The sequence below is a fragment of the Kitasatospora sp. NPDC054795 genome (assembly GCF_053611565.1).
In genome coordinates this window covers 30,397-47,354 of sequence record NZ_JBSHAP010000071.1, presented here as the reverse complement: position 1 = coordinate 47,354, position 16,958 = coordinate 30,397, and the positions used below count along the sequence as shown (strand labels likewise).

Genomic DNA, 16,958 nt, shown 5'->3' with positions numbered 1-16,958 from the left:
GGCCGGTTCGGCGCCCTGCGTGCTGCCGCGTGTGCGTCCCGTGCGTCCCGTGCGTCTTGTGCGTTCCGCGCGTCCGGCGCGCCCGACGGAGGCGAACCGCGGCTACGCTCCGTGATGTGTCCTGGAAGTGCTGCTTCCGCACGAGGAATTGACGCAACGTTGATCTGTCGTTCGCCGCCCCGGGGCAGTTGGCCATGACTGTCGGTAGATACCATGTGGCAATCGGTCAGTGCTGGCCGACGCGTGCCGAGAGCGGAGAAGAGGTGGGGCGGCGGGAGCCGACCACGAGCCCGGCACCGGGAAAGGGGACCGAAGTGGCCGACGCGGACGACAAGCAGATGAGCACCCAGGTGTGGGGTTCGGCGGTGGTGGTGGGCTCTGCGCTGGCCGTGGTCGCGGCCTATCTGATCAACGGCGCCCTGCTGGTCCTGGCGGTCGCCGGAGTCGAGACCCTGCTGCTCATGGTGTACGTCGCCCGCCGCTGGCGCGCGACGCACGGGGATCGGGCCCCGGTCCGGCACCGCCCGCGCCGCGGCATCCCGGACGCCGCGCACTGCGAGCGCTGCCGCCGGGCCCGCGAGGCGCTCGACGCCCGGCAGGCGCGGGCCCGCTCGGCCGGCGTGCCGGGGCGGTCCGGGTCCGCGGCGCTCCCGACGGCGGCCGGGTCGCCGCGCGAGCCCCGCCGGGAGTCGCACGGGGAGCAGCACCATGCCCGCGGGGAGCAGTACTACGCCCACGGCGAGCACCACCACACGCACGGGCTGCTGCAGGATCCGGGCCCGCAGCCGGAGTCCGGCGGCGTCGACCACTCGGCCGTCCCGCGCCGCCCGCAGCTCCGGGCCCCGTACGAGCGGCCCTGGACGGCGGAACGGGCGGCCGGCCGGTCCGTGGACCGTTCGACCGCCCGTCGGGGTGCGCCGGGATCAGCCGGCCGTGCTGTACGCCACCAGTGAGACGCCGATGTACTGGACGATGAACGCCCCCAGGGTGAAGGCGTGGAACACCTCGTGGAACCCGAACCAGCGCGGTGAGGGGTTGGGCCGCTTGAGCCCGTACACCACGCCGCCGATGCTGTAGAGCACTCCGCCGACGATCATCAGCACCAGGACGGCGACCCCGCCGGTGTGCAGGAAGTCCGGCAGGTAGAAGGCGGCGGCCCAGCCCAGCGCGAGGTACACGGGTGTGTACAGCCAGCGCGGCGCGCCGACCCAGAACACCCGGAACGCGATCCCGGCCAGTGCGCCGCCCCAGACCGCCCAGAGCAGCAGTTGCTGGTCGGCGCCCTTGAGCAGCAGCATCGTGAACGGCGTGTAGGTGCCCGCGATGATCAGGAAGATGTTGGCGTGGTCCAGCCGGCGCAGCACGGCGTCCCCGCGCGGGCCCCAGTCGAAGCGGTGGTACACCGCGCTGACCCCGAACAGCAGCCAGGCGCTGACCGAGTAGATCGTGCAGGCGATCCTGGCGGGCGTGGAGTCGGCCAGGCAGATCAGCACGATCCCGGCGGCCACCGTGGCGGGGAACATCCCGGCGTGCAGCCAGCCGCGCCACTTCGGCTTGCTCTCTATGAGTGCACTCTCCGCGAGCGCAGCAGCAGTCATGCGCAGCATGCTACCCGTTACCTACGGATCCGTAGGTTACTGGCGCGTAGGAAGTGGCGATCGTCACTGTTGGACGTTTTGGAGTAATAGGAGTGTGGCGCCGCACACTCCGTCGCGGGTGAGGCTGCTCTGTTACTCGTCAGTAATCATACTGGCTGGAGTAAAAGGTGCGTCAATTTCGACGCTTCGCCGCGTTCCGGCCTTGAGTCCGGAGCTACGCTGCAAGCACCCTCAGACCCCCGCGACGCCGTCTCCCCGCCGAGATGGCGTGAAACGGAGCGATCGTGTCGTACGAGATCTCTGCTCTCAGCGCATCCGCGCCCACCCGCCACAAGCAGCTGCTCGCTTGGGTGAGCGAGATCGCCGAGCTCACCCAGCCGGACCGCATCGAGTGGTGCGACGGTTCCGACGAGGAGTACCACCGCCTCGCGGACCTGCTGGTGGCGCAGGGCACCTTCAAGAAGCTCAACGAGGAGAAGCGCCCCAACTCCTACTACGCCGCCTCGGACCCCACGGACGTGGCGCGCGTGGAGGACCGCACCTTCATCTGCTCCGAGCAGGAGAAGGACGCCGGACCGACCAACAACTGGAAGGCCCCCGCCGAGATGCGGGAGCTCTTCCAGGGCGAGCAGGGACTCTTCCGCGGCGCGATGAAGGGCCGCACGATGTACGTCGTGCCCTTCTCGATGGGCCCGGTCGGCTCCCCGCTGGCCGCGTACGGCGTCGAGATCACCGACTCCGCCTACGTCGCCGTCTCCATGCGCGTGATGACCCGCATGGGCCAGGCCGTGCTGGACCAGCTCGGCGAGGACGGCGACTTCGTCAAGGCCGTGCACACCGTCGGCGCCCCGCTCGCCGAGGGCCAGGCGGACGTGCCGTGGCCGTGCAACAGCACCAAGTACATCTCGCACTTCCCGGAGACCAAGGAGATCTGGTCCTTCGGTTCGGGCTACGGCGGCAACGCCCTGCTCGGCAAGAAGTGCTACGCGCTGCGCATCGCCTCGACCATGGCCCGCGACGAGGGCTGGCTGGCCGAGCACATGCTCATCCTGAAGCTCACCCCGCCGAACGGCGAGGCCAAGTACGTCGCCGCCGCGTTCCCCTCGGCGTGCGGCAAGACCAACCTGGCCATGCTCCAGCCGACGGTCCCGGGCTGGAAGGTCGAGACGATCGGCGACGACATCGCCTGGATGCGCTTCGGCGCCGACGGCCGGCTGTACGCCATCAACCCCGAGGCCGGCTTCTTCGGCGTCGCCCCCGGCACCGGCGTGGACACCAACGCCAACGCCATCGACACCCTCTGGGGCAACACCGTCTTCACCAACGTCGCCCTCACCGACGACGGCGACGTGTGGTGGGAGGGCCTCACCGAGGAGCCCCCGGCGCACCTGACCGACTGGCGCGGCAACGACTGGACTCCCGAGTCCGGCACCCCGGCCGCCCACCCGAACGCCCGCTTCGCCGTCCCGGCCGCGCAGTGCCCGACCATCGCCCCGGAGTGGGAGGACCAGGCGGGCGTGCCGATCTCGGCGATCCTGTTCGGCGGCCGCCGCGCCACCGCCGTCCCGCTGGTGACCGAGTCCTTCGACTGGCAGCACGGCGTCTTCCTCGGCGCCAACATCGCCTCCGAGAAGACCGCCGCCGCCGAGGGCACCGTCGGCGAGCTGCGCCGCGACCCGTTCGCGATGCTGCCGTTCTGCGGCTACAACATGGGTGACTACTTCGCCCACTGGCTGAAGGTCGGCGCACGGGCGGACGCCGCCAAGCTGCCGAAGATCTACTACGTCAACTGGTTCCGCAAGGACGCCGGGGGCAAGTTCGTCTGGCCCGGCTACGGCGAGAACAGCCGCGTGCTCAAGTGGATCGTCGAGCGCCTGGAGGGGACCGGCGAGGGCGTCGAGACCCCGATCGGCGTGCTGCCGACCGTCGAGGGCTTCGACCTCGGCGACCTGGACCTGTCCAAGGAGGACCTCGACCTGCTCTTCACCGTGGACGCCGACCTCTGGCGCCAGGAGGCCGCTCTCGTGCCGGCCCACCTGGAGACCTTCGGCGACCACACCCCGAAGGAGCTGTGGGACGAGTACCGGAACCTCGTCGCGCGCCTCGGCTGAGCCTGAGCCTCAGCCGGGAGAGAGGCGGGCGCGCGGCACGAACCGCGCGCCCCGCCGAGCGGCAGGACGGCCGGAGTTCCGCCGGGCGATTTTCCCCCGACCAAGGAGATCGCCCGGGCCGGGACTCCGGCCGTAGTGTTTTTCCCGGGGGCTTCCCGCCCGGGCTAAGGCTGGACGTAGCCCCCGAGGAAGTCGCCGATCCGGGTCACCGCGTCGGTGATCTCCTCCGCCCGGGGCAGGGTGACCAGCCGGAAGTGGTCCGGCTCCGGCCAGTTGAAGCCGGTGCCCTGGACCAGCAGGATGCGCTGGGAGCGCAGCAGGTCCAGCACCATCCGGGCGTCGTCCTTGATCTTGTGGACCTTGGGGTCCAGCCGGGGGAAGGCGTACAGCGCGCCCTTGGGCTTGACGCAGCTGACCCCCGGGATCTGGTTCAGCAGTTCGTACGCGGCGTCCCGCGAGGCGTGCAGCCGGCCGCCGGGCAGCACCAGGTCGCGGATCGACTGCCGCCCGCCGAGCGCGGCGGCCACCGCGTGCTGGGCGGGCATGTTGGCGCACAGCCGCATCGAGGCGAGCACGGTGAGGCCCTCGATGTAGCTGCGGGCCCGGCGCCGGTCGCCGGACAGCACCATCCAGCCGGAACGGAAGCCGGCGACCCGGTACGCCTTGGACAGTCCGTTGAAGGTGACGCAGAAGAGGTCCGGGGCCAGGGTGGCCAGCGGGACGTGCTCGGCGTCGTCGTAGAGGATCTTGTCGTAGATCTCGTCCGCGTAGACCACCAGGTCGTGCCGGCGGGCGATCTCCGCGATGCCCTCCAGCACCTCGCGCGGGTAGACCGCGCCGGTCGGGTTGTTCGGGTTGATCACCACGATGGCCCTGGTCCGGTCGGTGACCCTGGCCTCGATGTCGGCGAGGTCCGGGTACCACTCGGACTGCTCGTCGCAGCGGTAGTGCACCGCGGTGCCGCCGGCCAGTGAGACCGAGGCGGTCCACAGCGGGTAGTCCGGGGCCGGGACGAGCACCTCGTCGCCGTCGTCCAGCAGCGCGGTCATGGCCAGCTGGATCAGCTCGGAGACGCCGTTGCCGAGGAAGACGTCGTCGACGGAGAGGCCGTGCAGCCCGCGGTCCTCGTAGTGCATGACCACCGCGCGGCGGGCGGAGAGCAGGCCCTTGGAGTCGCCGTAGCCGTGCGCGTTGGCGAGGTTGCGCAGGACGTCCTGGAGGATCTCCGGGGGCGCCTCGAAACCGAAGGTGGCCGGGTTGCCGGTGTTGAGCTTGAGGATGCGGTGGCCCTGTTCCTCCAGCCGCATCGCCTCGTCGAGCACCGGGCCGCGGATGTCGTAGCAGACATTGGCGAGCTTGCTGGACTGGATGACCTGCATGTCCGCCTACTTTAGGGGTACGGAGGGGCCGTGCGGCCGGTCTCCGCGGGGTGCTTTCGGGGGGCCCGAACGGCCCCCTTGGATCGGCAGGCGGGGGTGGCGGACGGCCTTCCGAACCAGTAGTCGAATGTCCGGAATGCTCGTGTATGCGAGGAGCGCTGTCGTGCTGTCGTGCGGAACGAGACGGACGGCACACCGCCCGGCGCGGGAGGATGGGGCCGGTCGCGCCGATGGTGTCGGTGGTGTCGGTCGTGTCGGTCGCGTCGGTCGAAGAGGGGGTGCGCCGGTGGTCCCGGTCGTGGTGGCGGCGGTGCTGGTCGGTCTCCTGGCGGCTCCACCGCTGCGCGGGCTGATCGCCCGGTTCGCGGTGCCGGAGGGCGAGCCCTGGTGCGAGGACTGCCCGGCCTGCGGGCGCCGGGTGCGCCTGCTGCCGCCGACCGGGCGCTGCCGGGGCTGCCGGGAGCGGCTGGGCGCCGGCCCCTGGACGGTGGAGGCGGTCGCGGTGGCGGTCGCCGTCGCGGTGGCGTACGCGGCGGACCGGCTGGTGGTGGTGACCCTGGCGATGGGCTGGGCGGCGGCGCTCGGCGTGGCGCTCGGTTTCGTCGACGCGCGGGTGCGCCGGCTGCCGTACCGGCTGACCCTGCCACTGCTCGGCGGGGTGACGGCGCTGCTGCTGGCGGCGGTGCCGACCGCGGGGCCCGGGGTGGCGCTGCGCTGCCTGCTGGTCGCGCTCGCGGTCGGGGGTGTGCTCGAACTGGCCGTCTGGCTGGGCGCGTTGGGCCCGGGGGACTCTCCGCTCGGGCTCGCCCTGGGCGGGCTGCTCGGCTGGTACGGCTGGTCGGTGGCGCTCGGCGGGCTGTTCGCCGCGATGGTGCTCGCCGGGCTGTGGGGCACCCTGCGGGCCGCCGCCGCGCTGGTCCGTCGCCGCCCGGTGCGCGGACTGGACCTCCCGGTCGGCCCGTTCCTGCTGCTCGGCGCGCTCACCGCGGTCCTGGCGCGGTGAGCACGTGCCGCCGGGGCATTGAACGCGTTGAAGGGGAGAGGAACGGAAGGGCCCGCCGCACCGGTCGGTGCGACGGGCCCCGCCGCCGACGCGCAGGCCCCACCCTCAAGGAGCGGCGCGCCGGGGGGAGTTGAGCTCGGGTGGCCGCGGCCCGTGGCGGCCGCGGCCGGGTGCCGTTACGGCATCTTGTGGACGAACGGGCCGACCGCGTTGGAGAACGCGTTGCCGTTGTTGACGTCCCAGTTGGTCGACCAGGTCATCGCGCCGCGGATGGTCGGCCACTTGGCCGGCGGCACGAAGCTGCCGCAGTTGTTACCGGTGGCCAGGCAGTCCAGCGCGTTGTTCACCACGGTCGGCGCGACGTAGCCGCCGCCCGCGGCCCGGGTGGAGGCCGGGACGCCGATGCCCACCTGGTCCGGCCGCAGGCCGCCCTGGATCTGGGTGCAGACCTGCGAGGTGATGAAGTCGATGGTGCCCTGGTTGTAGACCTTGCCGTCGCAGCCGTTCATGCCGCCCGAGTTGTAGAACTGGGTGTTGACGACGGTGAGGATGTCCTTGGTCTTCAGCGCCAGCTGGAAGTAGGCGCCGGAGGTGTTGTACATCCCGATGGTCTCGGGGGCCATGGTCAGGACGAAGCCGGGGCCGACCTTGGCCTGCAGGGAGTGCAGCGCGTCGCCGAGCGGGCCGGCCTGGACGCCGTTCTCCAGGTCGACGTCGATGCCGTCGAAGCCGTAGTCCTTGATGATCGCGTAGGCGCTGTTGACGAAGTTGGCGCCGGCGGTGGCGTCCCCGACGGTGATCGCGCCGTTCTGGCCGCCGATGGAGAGGACGACCTTCTTGCCGGCCGCCTGCTTGGCCTTGATGTCGGCGCGGAACTGGGCGTCGGTGTAGCCGCCGAGTGCCTTGGACAGGCCCGGGTCCAGGGTGAAGCTGATCGCGCCGGTCCTGGTCGGCACGGCGTCGGCGAAGGACACCGCGATGATGTCGTACGCGCTCTGGACGTCGCTCAGCCGCTGCACGGTCGAGTTGTTGTCGAAGTTCTGCCAGTAGCCGGTGACCACGTGGGCGGGCAGGCCGGTGACCGGCGGGGTGGTGCTGGTCGGCGTGGCGGTGGGGGTCGCCGTCGCGGTCCGGGTGGGCGTCGGGGTCTGGGTGGGCGTTGCGGTGGCCGTGGGGGAGGCGGTGGCCGTGGGCGTCGCGGTGGGGGTGGGGGTCGCGGTCGGCGACGGGGTGCCGGTGCCGCCGGGGCCGATCAGCGCGACGTCGTCGGCCAGGTAGGCGCTCTGGCCGTACCAGCCGTGCAGGTAGACGGTGACGCTGGTGGCGTTCGCCCCGGTGGTGAAGGTGCTGGACAGCTGGTTCCAGCTGTTCTGGTTCGACCAGGCGGACGGGTCGGTGCCGCCGGTGCCGCGCGCACCGAGGTAGACGTACGGGCCCTGGACCCACGCGCTCAGGGTGTAGCTGGTGTTGGGCAGCACGCTGATGGTCTGGGTGCACTCGGCGGTGTCACCGGCGCCCGGGGTCGCCTGGAGCGCGCCGGTGCCGGAGTGGACCGGGGAGGAGACCGTGGTCGCGGCGCCGGTGCAGGTCCAGCCCCCGAGCCCGCCGTCGAAGCCGCCGTTGTCGACCAGGTTGCCGACCGCCGCGCTGGCGCCGCCGGCGAAGAGGGCGAGGCCGCCGCCTGCCAGGGCGAGGGCGGTGGCACCGGCCGCGACGGCCGGGAGGGGGCTGCGCCGGCGCTTGTGCGAGGGCTGGTTCAGCGTACGGGCCATGGGGCGACGCTCCTGGGGGAGGAGCGGCCGCCGCGGTGGGGGGCGCGGCGGCCGCGTGTGGGGGAGGGGAGGTCCGAAGTGAGCCTGCGGGGCGGAGCCGGAGGATCGTTCCGTCCCGGATCAAAAGCTGGACTAGACCATTGCTGGTCGTCAAGCATCGGAAGAACGGCTTACGGTTCCGTTAAGGATTCGGAGACCGTTCCGTGTCCGCGCCCCGGGAGCCCCTCAGTGGCCCCGCGGCCCGCCCGGCCGACCCCCGACACGCCCGTCGGGACAGACTTCGTACAGGACCGTGACCAGACCGCTACCTGCGGCTTTACTGTGCACCTGCGCGCCGGAGTAGGCTGCGCCCGGGGCGGAGACGCACCAGTTGCAACGAGCACGGAGGGGCCGGGAAAGATGGGTCTGCGCGATGTCGCCGAACGGACGCCGGGGCTGCGCACCCTGCTCGGCGGGATGTACGGGCTCTACGGTCGACGGGTCGAGGTCCACCTCGCGAGCACCCCGCGCCACATCGGCGTGATCCTGGACGGCAACCGCCGCTGGGCCAAGGCGGCCGGCGGCTCCACCGCGTACGGCCACCAGCGCGGCGCCGACAAGATCAGCGAGTTCCTCGGCTGGTGCGACGAGACCCACGTCAAGGTCGTCACCCTCTGGATGCTCTCCACCGACAACCTGGACCGCCCGGCCGACGAGCTCGTCCCACTGCTCGGCATCATCGAGGACGCCGTCACCGGCCTGGCCGCCGCCCGCCGCTGGCGGGTCAACCCGGTCGGCGCGCTGGACCTGCTGCCGCAGCACACCGCCGACGTGCTCAAGCGGGCCGCCGACCAGACCGCCGACATCGACGGCATAACGGTCAACGTCGCGGTCGGCTACGGCGGTCGGCACGAGATCGCGGACGCCGTCCGCTCGCTGCTCCAGGAGCAGGCCGGGCGCGGCACCTCGATCGAGGAGCTGGCGGAGGTCCTGACCGTCGAGCACATCGCCGAGCACCTGTACACCCGCAACCAGCCCGACCCGGACCTGATCATCCGCACCTCGGGCGAGCAGCGGCTGTCCGGCTTCCTGCTCTGGCAGAGCGCGCACAGCGAGTTCTACTTCTGCGAGGCGTACTGGCCGGCCTTCCGCAAGGTCGACTTCCTGCGTGCGCTGCGCGCGTACGAGCAGCGCCACCGGCGGCTGGGGCTGTAACCCCGGCACGGCGGCCCCGGTCACCGGCCCGTCCGGAGGAAATGACCGCCGTAGGCCTGGCCTACCCGGTGCCGGCGCGAGGCCAAACGTTCACCGGCAATGATCCGTCAGTTCTCCGGGGGCGCGAATGCACCGCTCCCCGCCTGGGAATACTCCAGTCAGTCCGGTCCCGAGGCCACCGGGGCAGCGGGGGCCGGCATGCCGCGGATGACGCAGGGTCATCCGCTCTGGAGGCCTAGTGGTCAGTTCGAAGAGCCGCCGGACACCAGACCGGCGCACGTACGTTCTCGACACGAGCGTGCTCCTGGCGGACCCGCTCGCCATGACCCGCTTCGAGGAGCACGAGGTCGTCCTCCCGGTGGTGGTCGTCACCGAGCTGGAGGCCAAGCGACACCACCCGGAGCTGGGCTACTTCGCCCGCCAGGCGCTGCGGCTGCTCGACGACTACCGGATCCGCCACGGCCGGCTCGACGAGCCGATCCCGGTCGGCGAGCTCGGCGGCACCATCCGGGTCGAGCTCAACCACTCCGACGTGTCGATACTGCCGGCCGGCTACCGGGCCGGCGGTGAGGCGGACACCCGGATCCTCGCGGTCGCCCGCAACCTCCAGGCCGAGGGCTACGACGTGACCGTCGTGTCCAAGGACCTGCCGCTGCGGATCAAGGCCAGCTCGGTGGGCCTGCTCGCCGAGGAGTACCGGGCCGAGCTGGCGATCACCTCGGGCTGGACGGGCATGTCCGAGCTGCACGTCCCGGCCGACCAGGTGGACGCGCTGTTCTCGGCCGGCCACGACGCGGGGGTGGACGTCGACGGCGCCACCGAGCTGCCCGTCCACACCGGACTGGTGCTGACCTCGGAGCGCGGCCGGGCGCTCGGCCGGGTCACCGGCGACGGCCGGGTGCGGCTGGTGCGCGGGGAGCGCGAGGCGTTCGGGCTGCGCGGGCGCAGCGCCGAGCAGCGGGTGGCGCTGGACCTGCTGCTCGACCCGGAGATCGGGATCGTGTCGATGGGCGGCCGGGCCGGCACCGGGAAGTCGGCGCTGGCGCTGTGCGCGGGGCTGGAAGCGGTGCTGGAGCGGAGGCAGCACCGCAAGGTGATGGTCTTCCGGCCGCTGTACGCGGTCGGCGGCCAGGAGCTGGGCTACCTGCCCGGTTCCGAGGCGGAGAAGATGGGCCCCTGGGCGCAGGCGGTCTTCGACACCCTCTCCGCCGTCACCACCCCGGACGTGATCGAGGAGGTCATCTCCCGCGGGATGCTGGAGGTGCTGCCGCTGACCCACATCCGGGGGCGCTCGCTGCACGACGCCTTCGTGATCGTGGACGAGGCGCAGTCGCTGGAGCGGAACGTCCTGCTGACGGTGCTGTCCCGGATCGGCCAGGGCTCGCGGGTGGTGCTCACCCACGACGTGGCGCAGCGGGACAACCTCCGGGTGGGCCGCTACGACGGCGTGGTGGCGGTGGTGGAGAAGCTGAAGGGTCATCCGCTCTTCGCCCACATCACGCTCACCCGCTCGGAGCGTTCGCCGATCGCGGCGCTGGTCACGGAGATGCTGGAGGACATCCACCCGTGATCCGCCCCTGATCGGGGCATAGTGGGACAATATGGTCAACTCATGACCTGGAGCCCGCTCCTGACGGAGCGGGCTCCGCCCGTTTCATCACATCGAGTGCTTTCCGTCCGGGAAACCGCCGTACGGTGAATGTGACATGCGCCACGCGAAGGGGAATTGCGTCGACCGTGCCCGGTGCGGCATGGTGAGGGTTCTGTCAGGCCCCGCGTACGGCGCGGCAGGGCTTCCGGACTCCGGGAGTCAGGCCCGGGAAGGTTCGCCAACTCCGGTCGGTGGACACACAATTGAACACCGTTGAGCCGTACGTCGCCCGATTTCAACGCCCGGTCACCTCGGCCGGGCGCCGGGCCAGCACCTCCCGTGACCAGAGCACTGTGCGGAGGTCCGTGCCAAGGGGCATGTTGCGCCCGTACGGTCACGCGTGGGCGATGCTGGAAGGAAACCATGTGACTCGGATCTCGGTCCGGGGAGTTGCTGTGGCCTCCGCCACCGCCGTCACCGCTGTCGGTGCCGTCGTGGGTATGGCCTCGGGCAGCGAGGGCAAGACCATGCAGACGGTCGACGTCGCCGGCGCGACCCTGCTTGCCGAAGTCCCCTCTGGCGCCCAGGCGCAGACCATCAGTGACAACATCGGCCAGCAGGCATCCGCCCAGCAGGCCTCCGCCGACGCCGCCGCCAAGGTCGCCGCGGAGCAGAAGGCCGCCGAGGAGGCCGCGCGCCAGCAGGCCGCCGCGGACGCCCAGGCCAAGGCCGATGCCCAGGCCAAGGCCGACGCGGAGAAGGCCGCCAAGGCCGCGGACGACAAGCGCAAGGCCGACGAGGCCGCCGCGAACCGGTCCAAGTCCCGTTCCGCGATGACCGCGGTCGAGGACAGCGCTCCGCCCGTCTCGGTCAGCCCCGGCTCGGTCCAGGACCTGGCCCGGCAGATCGTCGGCAACGACGCGCAGTTCCAGTGCTTCAGCCAGATCGTGAAGCGCGAGAGCGGCTGGGACTACACCGCGACCAACAAGAGCTCCGGCGCGTACGGTCTGGTCCAGGCGCTGCCCGGCACCAAGATGGCCTCGGCCGGTGCCGACTGGCGCACCAACCCGGCCACCCAGATCAAGTGGGGCGTCGGCTACATGAACTCCCGCTACGGCAGCCCCTGTGGCGCGTGGTCGTTCTGGCAGGCCCACAACTGGTACTAGGACCGGCTGCCGCCCCGGCGGCGCGGTTCCCGCGGCCCTCGGCCGTTCGCCCTCCCCGGGCGAGCGGCCGGGGGCCGCGGCGTTCTCGGGCACGGCTGTCGCGCGGGCGCCGGCCCGAGGGGTGCGGGGCGCGAGCCCGGGGGCGGACCGCGCCGCCCGGGCTGCGCTGACCAGTGCGCCCTCGGGCGGTGCGGTCCCGGTTGCGAACGCGGGGCGCGGGAAGGGGTCCTGGATGCTTCCCGCACCGGCCGGTCCGCCGGCAGTTGGCCGCGGGGCGACCTCGGTGGCCGGGCTCCGGGGTCTCGTCCCGACTCCTCCCCAGTGGATCGCATCCGAAACCGGATGGAACCTTGCGTTTTGTCCGGTTCGTCGGCATGGGAGGTTCGAGTCGAACGGGCCCGCGGCCGGACTGGCCGCGCCCTCGCCGGGTAGCGTCATCCCTGACGGCCGCGGCGGGACCCGCGGCGTACCGCCGGGCACGGCGGGTTCGGCAGTGGAGCGGTGGTAGCGAGGATGGCGCGGGGCGGAAAGGCCTTCAAGGCCGTGGCCAAGGGCATGGCCGTGGTGGCGAGCGCGGCCGCCGTGATCGAACGGCGCCGGCGGGCCGCGATGGCGGCCGACCCGCACGAGCCGGCCCTCCCGGGGCCGGCCGCCGGGAACGTTCCGGCGCTCGTGGACGGGCACGTCCCGGCACTCGTCGAGGCGCCCGGACCGGTCCCGGTCCCGGTCCCGCGGGCCGACCCGGCCCCGGCGGCCGAGGCGGTCCCGCCGTCCGCCGCGGCGGCCCCGGTCACCGCGCCCGCGCCGGTCGCGCACACCGGGTTCGGGCGGGAGTACCACCCCGGCCGCCCGGCCACCCCCGCCGAGGCGGTGCCGTGGGGGCTGCGGGTGGCCGCGGAGTCGACCTGGCGGCTGCTGCTGCTCGGAGCCGCGCTCTACGTCGTCTTCTACGTGGTCGACATGCTGCGGCTGGTCGCCTTCTCGGTGCTGGCCTCACTGCTGATCACCGCGCTGCTGGAGCCCTCGGTCTCCTGGCTGCGCCGGCGCGGCGTGCCGCGCTCGCTGGCGGCGGGCGGGGTGTTCCTCAGCGGTCTCGCCGGGATCGGACTGGTCGGCTGGTTCGTGGTCTGGCAGGTGTCGACCAACCTCTCGGATGTCACCACCCAGGTGAAGACCGGCGTCAACCAGCTGCGGGACTGGCTGGTCACCGGGCCGCTGCACCTGACCCAGCAGCAGATCACCGACTTCGCCAACCAGATCACCAAGGCCATCACCACCAACACCGATCAGCTCACCTCGGCCTCGATCACCGGCGCGCAGATCGCCGTCGAGGTGCTGACCGCACTGCTGATGACCTTCTTCACCACCTTCTTCTTCCTCTACGACGGGGCGAAGATCTGGAACTGGGCGCTGCGCGGGCTGCCGCGGCACTCCCGCTTCGCGATGGCCGGGGCCGGCCCGAAGGCGTGGGCGACGCTCACCGCCTATGTGCGCGGCACGGTCTGCGTGGCCTTCATCGACGCGCTCTGCATCGGCATCGGCGTCGATCTGCTGGGCGTGCCGCTGGCTCTGCCGCTCGCCGTGATCATCTTCCTGGGCGCCTTCGTCCCGCTGGTCGGCGCACTGGTCACCGGCACCGTCGCGGTGCTGATCGCGCTGGTCACCCAGGGGCCGTGGACGGCGCTGATGGTGCTGGTGGTGCTGGTGGTGGTGATGCAGGTGGAGAGTCACATCCTCCAGCCGCTGATCCTCGGCCGGGCCGTGAGGGTCCACCCGCTCGGCGTGGTGCTCGGCGTCGCGGCCGGCGGCATCATCGGGGGCATCGGCGGCGCGGTGGTCGCCGTCCCGCTGATCGCCGTCACCAACACCGTGGTCACCCACCTGCGCCGGCGCAACGAGGCCGGCCAGGCCGTCTTCACCGCGCTCGAAGCCGCCCGCGAGGCCGCCGAACGGACGGCCGGACAGGCCGCCGGGCGCACCGGCGAGCGCACTGCGGCCACCAGTTCCGCCCCGCCGGCCGCACCCGTCGCCGACTGACCCCCCGCCGTGCCGGACCGCCGGTGGGGAGAACGACGACGGGCCCTCCCGGACATGGTGTCCGGGAGGGCCCGTCGGGGTGCCGGGTGCGTCAGGCGGTGATGGCGGCGAGGGCGGCCTCGGAGTCGAGGACGCCGGCCACGGCCTGGAGGACGGCGGCGATCTTCATCGAGGCCTGGACGACCTCGCGCTCGACGCCGGCCTTGCGCAGCACGGCCTCGTGCGAGTCGAGGCACTGGCCGCAGCCGTTGATGGCGGAGACCGCGAAGCACCAGAGCTCGAAGTCGACCTTCTCGACGCCCGGGGTGCCGATGATGTTCATCCGCAGACCGGCCCGCATCGTGCTGTACTCCTTGTCGGAGAGCAGGTGCAGCGTCCGGTAGTAGACGTTGTTCATCCCCATGATCGCGGCCGCGCCCTTGGCGGCGTTGTACGCCTCCGGGGACAGGTTGGCCTTGGCCTCGGGCTCCAGCTCACGCAGCAGGCCGGGGCTGCGGGTGGCCATCGCGCAGGACAGCACGGTGCCCCAGAGCTGCTGGGCGGGGAGGTCGGAGTTGCCGATGACCGAGCCCAGGTTGAGCTTGAGGTCCTTGGCGTAGTCCGGGAGGGCGGCCTTCAGGTCGTCGAGAGCCATGGGTCAGCCCGCCAGCAGGGCCTGGGCGTCGAGGGTGTCCTCGCCCTTGTTCCAGTTGCACGGGCACAGCTCGTCGGTCTGCAGGGCGTCCAGCACCCGCAGGACCTCCTTGGGGTTACGGCCGACGGAGCCGGCGGTGACCATGACGAACTGGATCTCGTTGTTCGGGTCGACGATGAAGACGGCGCGCTGGGCGGTGCCGTCCTCGCCCTCGACGCCGCAGGCGCGCATCAGCTCGTGCTTGATGTCGGCCAGCATCGGGAAGGGCAGGTCGCGCAGGTCCTTGTGGTCCTTGCGCCAGGCGTGGTGCACGAACTCGGAGTCGCCGGAGACGCCGAGGACCTGGGCGTCGCGGTCGGCGAACTCGTCGTTCAGCTTGCCGAACGCGGCGATCTCGGTCGGGCAGACGAAGGTGAAGTCCATCGGCCAGAAGAAGACGATCTTCCACTTGCCCTCGTAGGACTTGTGGTTGATATCGGCGAAGGCGCTCGCGGCGTCCAGGTCGACACAGGCCTTGAGGTCGAACTCGGGGAACTTGTCACCGATCGTGAGCACGTTCGCTTCTCCTGAAGTGAGGTGAGGGGAGCTTGTCCGGAATCCGGACACCACTCACAGTTCCACATCGTGGACTGATCAGGGAAATAGCTACACTGGATGTGTCTGATCGGAGATTGTTATCAGTACTGAATCCCCCACGTCACGCCCGGGTCCCCGCCGCAACGGCGGCACCAAGGGTGACCCGACTGTGGCGAGCGCCACAGTCCGCAGCCCGCGCACCCCGACCGTCGCCCAGTTGCGCGCCTTCGTCGCGGTGGCCGAGCACCGGCACTTCCGGGAGGCCGCCGCCACCACCGGGACCAGCCAGCCCGCGCTGTCCGGGGCGGTCGCGGCGCTGGAGGAGTCGCTGGGCGCACAACTGGTCGAGCGTACGACGCGCAAGGTGATCGTCACCCCACTGGGGGAGCGTGTGCACCAGCACGCGCGCCGGGTGCTCGCCTCGCTGCAGGCCCTCACCGAGGAGGTCGAGGCCGCCCGCCGTCCGTTCACCGGGCCGCTGCACCTGGGCGTCATCCCGACCGTCGCGCCCTATCTGCTGCCCACCGTGCTGCGGCTGGTCCGCGACGGCTTCCCGGACCTGGAGCTGCACGTCCACGAGGAGCGCACCCCCTCGCTGCTGGAGGGCCTGGCCGCCGGGCGGCTGGACGTCCTGCTGCTCGCGCTGCCGGCCGGCGGGGCCTCGCCGACCAAGGACATCCCGCTGTTCGACGAGGACTTCGTCCTGCTCACCCCGCCCGGCCACCCGCTCGCCGGGCGGATCGACGTCCCGCGCGACGTGCTGCTCGACCTGGACGTGCTGCTCCTGGAGGAGGGTCACTGCCTGCGCGACCAGGCGCTGGACATCTGCCGCGAGGTCGGCGCCGACCCGGCGGGCTCGACCACCCGCGCGGCCGGCCTGTCCACCCTGGTCCAGCTGGTCGCCGGCGGCCTCGGGGTGACCCTGCTGCCCGCCACCGCGCTGGACGTCGAGGCCGGGCGCACCGACCGGCTGGCCGCCGTCCGCTTCGCCGCACCGCAGCCCGGCCGCAGGATCGGGCTGGCCGTCCGGCCGGGCTCGGCCCGCAACGCCGAGTACGAGCGCTTCGCGGCCGCGCTGCGCGAGGTGCTGGTCGAGCTGCCGGTCCGGATCGTCTCCTAGCCCAGGGTGTCCGGGCCCCCGTGCCAGCCCGGCTCGGGGCGGGCGGCCGGGGTGCCCAGACAGAGTCCGACCGTCGTCGCGACGAGGAGCTCCAGCGCCTCCAGAGTGTCCTGGTCGGGCCGGTCGCCGGGCCGGCGCAGGGTGAGGTGGCGGGCCGTCAGGCCGTCGAAGCCGCCGAGGAAGTGGACGGCGATCCGGCGGGCGGGCAGCGCCAGGCTCAGGCCGTGGGCGGCCGCGAGGGCGTCGAGCATCTCGGTGGCGGTGCCCTCGATGTCGTGCTGGAGCCCGAGCATGATCTCCTGCATGTCCGGGTCGCGCATGGCCAGCGCCCCGAACTCGCTCAGCAGCACGCAGCGTCCGTGCTCGCCGGTGGCGGCCTCCCAGAGCGCGAGCACCAGGGTGCGGACCTGTTCGCCGAACGCGCCGTCGCCGGGGGAGGCGGCGCGCACCTCGCCGACGAAGTCGGACTTCAGCTGCTGGACGACCGCTCGGTAGAGGTCCTTCTTGGTGCCGAAGGTGTAGTGCACCGTCGCCTGCGCCACGCCCAGCTCGGCCGCGATCGCGCGGGTGCTGCCGGCGGCGATTCCCTCCCTGGTCATCAGGTCGATCGCGGCCTGGACCAGTTGCGGTCGGCGTTCGGAGGCGGGGACGTGGGCCATCCAGTCAGGGTAGCGCCACGGGCGGGCAACTGTGTCGTGCGATCTTGTCGTCCAACTTTGTCACCCGACAAAGTCCGGTCTACGGTGGGACGCGACCTGCCCTGACCGACCCGAGGGA

14 protein-coding genes are annotated in these 16,958 nt (G+C 72.0%); 8 read left to right on the top strand and 6 right to left on the bottom strand.

Translation table 11 applies throughout. The annotated features are described in order from the left end of the window. The first annotated feature begins 314 nt into the window (after positions 1-314). The gene (locus ACWGJO_RS24740; RefSeq protein ID WP_452186922.1) at positions 315-953 is read left to right on the top strand and encodes a hypothetical protein; all 639 of its coding nucleotides are present in this window, start codon (positions 315-317) and stop codon (positions 951-953) included. On the opposite strand, the gene trhA is transcribed toward ACWGJO_RS24740, so the two are convergent. Beyond that, a complete protein-coding gene (gene trhA / locus ACWGJO_RS24735; protein WP_452186920.1) occupies positions 924-1,598 on the bottom strand; it encodes a PAQR family membrane homeostasis protein TrhA in 675 nt (224 codons plus the stop codon). The two genes, ACWGJO_RS24740 and trhA, sit on opposite strands and share 30 nt — an antisense overlap. Positions 1,599-1,882: 284 nt before the next feature. On the opposite strand from trhA, the gene ACWGJO_RS24730 reads away from it, so the two are divergent. Further along, positions 1,883-3,709 (top strand): phosphoenolpyruvate carboxykinase (GTP), encoded by a 1,827-nt coding sequence (locus ACWGJO_RS24730; protein WP_359899489.1) that lies wholly within the window; start codon positions 1,883-1,885, stop codon positions 3,707-3,709. 164 nt (positions 3,710-3,873) lie between these two features. Here ACWGJO_RS24730 and ACWGJO_RS24725 read toward each other — a convergent pair whose 3' ends face one another. Then, on the bottom strand, positions 3,874-5,088 hold the full coding sequence (locus ACWGJO_RS24725) for a pyridoxal phosphate-dependent aminotransferase (RefSeq protein ID WP_380553471.1): 1,215 nt from the start codon (positions 5,086-5,088) through the stop codon (positions 3,874-3,876). A 286-nt stretch (positions 5,089-5,374) separates the two neighbouring features. Between ACWGJO_RS24725 and ACWGJO_RS24720 the strand changes: the two genes are divergently transcribed. Then, a complete protein-coding gene (locus tag ACWGJO_RS24720; protein ID WP_452186917.1) occupies positions 5,375-6,091 on the top strand; it encodes a prepilin peptidase in 717 nt (238 codons plus the stop codon). Positions 6,092-6,267: 176 nt separating this feature from the next. On the opposite strand, the gene ACWGJO_RS24715 is transcribed toward ACWGJO_RS24720, so the two are convergent. Beyond that, positions 6,268-7,863 (bottom strand): chitinase, encoded by a 1,596-nt coding sequence (locus ACWGJO_RS24715; protein ID WP_452186916.1) that lies wholly within the window; start codon positions 7,861-7,863, stop codon positions 6,268-6,270. A gap of 399 nt (positions 7,864-8,262) precedes the next feature. On the opposite strand from ACWGJO_RS24715, the gene ACWGJO_RS24710 reads away from it, so the two are divergent. From ACWGJO_RS24710 to ACWGJO_RS24695, 4 genes are all read left to right on the top strand, one after another. Further along, complete coding sequence (locus ACWGJO_RS24710; protein ID WP_181970663.1) at positions 8,263-9,057, top strand: isoprenyl transferase; 795 nt, start codon at positions 8,263-8,265, stop codon at positions 9,055-9,057. Positions 9,058-9,295: 238 nt separating this feature from the next. Beyond that, on the top strand, positions 9,296-10,627 hold the full coding sequence (locus tag ACWGJO_RS24705) for a PhoH family protein (protein ID WP_359899497.1): 1,332 nt from the start codon (positions 9,296-9,298) through the stop codon (positions 10,625-10,627). Positions 10,628-11,073: 446 nt separating this feature from the next. Then, on the top strand, positions 11,074-11,814 hold the full coding sequence (locus ACWGJO_RS24700; protein ID WP_452186914.1) for an aggregation-promoting factor C-terminal-like domain-containing protein: 741 nt from the start codon (positions 11,074-11,076) through the stop codon (positions 11,812-11,814). A gap of 513 nt (positions 11,815-12,327) precedes the next feature. Then, positions 12,328-13,851 (top strand): AI-2E family transporter, encoded by a 1,524-nt coding sequence (locus ACWGJO_RS24695; RefSeq protein ID WP_452186913.1) that lies wholly within the window; start codon positions 12,328-12,330, stop codon positions 13,849-13,851. 91 nt (positions 13,852-13,942) lie between these two features. Here ACWGJO_RS24695 and ACWGJO_RS24690 read toward each other — a convergent pair whose 3' ends face one another. Beyond that, a complete protein-coding gene (locus ACWGJO_RS24690; RefSeq protein WP_452186911.1) occupies positions 13,943-14,485 on the bottom strand; it encodes an alkyl hydroperoxide reductase in 543 nt (180 codons plus the stop codon). Positions 14,486-14,488: 3 nt separating this feature from the next. Beyond that, positions 14,489-15,040 (bottom strand): peroxiredoxin, encoded by a 552-nt coding sequence (locus ACWGJO_RS24685; RefSeq protein WP_452186909.1) that lies wholly within the window; start codon positions 15,038-15,040, stop codon positions 14,489-14,491. Between the two features lie 190 nt (positions 15,041-15,230). Between ACWGJO_RS24685 and ACWGJO_RS24680 the strand changes: the two genes are divergently transcribed. Continuing rightward, a complete protein-coding gene (locus tag ACWGJO_RS24680; RefSeq protein ID WP_452186908.1) occupies positions 15,231-16,181 on the top strand; it encodes a LysR substrate-binding domain-containing protein in 951 nt (316 codons plus the stop codon). Here ACWGJO_RS24680 and ACWGJO_RS24675 read toward each other — a convergent pair. Continuing rightward, complete coding sequence (locus ACWGJO_RS24675; protein WP_452186906.1) at positions 16,178-16,840, bottom strand: TetR/AcrR family transcriptional regulator; 663 nt, start codon at positions 16,838-16,840, stop codon at positions 16,178-16,180. The two genes, ACWGJO_RS24680 and ACWGJO_RS24675, sit on opposite strands and share 4 nt — an antisense overlap. Positions 16,841-16,958: the final 118 nt, after the last annotated feature.

Coding starts and splice junctions, on each gene's coding strand:
- trhA (WP_452186920.1), bottom strand. CDS start 1,598: ATGACTGCTGCTGCGCTCGCGGAGAGTGCACTCATAGAGAGCAAGCCG.
- ACWGJO_RS24725 (WP_380553471.1), bottom strand. CDS start 5,088: ATGCAGGTCATCCAGTCCAGCAAGCTCGCCAATGTCTGCTACGACATC.
- ACWGJO_RS24715 (WP_452186916.1), bottom strand. CDS start 7,863: ATGGCCCGTACGCTGAACCAGCCCTCGCACAAGCGCCGGCGCAGCCCC.
- ACWGJO_RS24710 (WP_181970663.1), top strand. CDS start 8,263: ATGGGTCTGCGCGATGTCGCCGAACGGACGCCGGGGCTGCGCACCCTG.
- ACWGJO_RS24695 (WP_452186913.1), top strand. CDS start 12,328: ATGGCGCGGGGCGGAAAGGCCTTCAAGGCCGTGGCCAAGGGCATGGCC.
- ACWGJO_RS24690 (WP_452186911.1), bottom strand. CDS start 14,485: ATGGCTCTCGACGACCTGAAGGCCGCCCTCCCGGACTACGCCAAGGAC.
- ACWGJO_RS24675 (WP_452186906.1), bottom strand. CDS start 16,840: ATGGCCCACGTCCCCGCCTCCGAACGCCGACCGCAACTGGTCCAGGCC.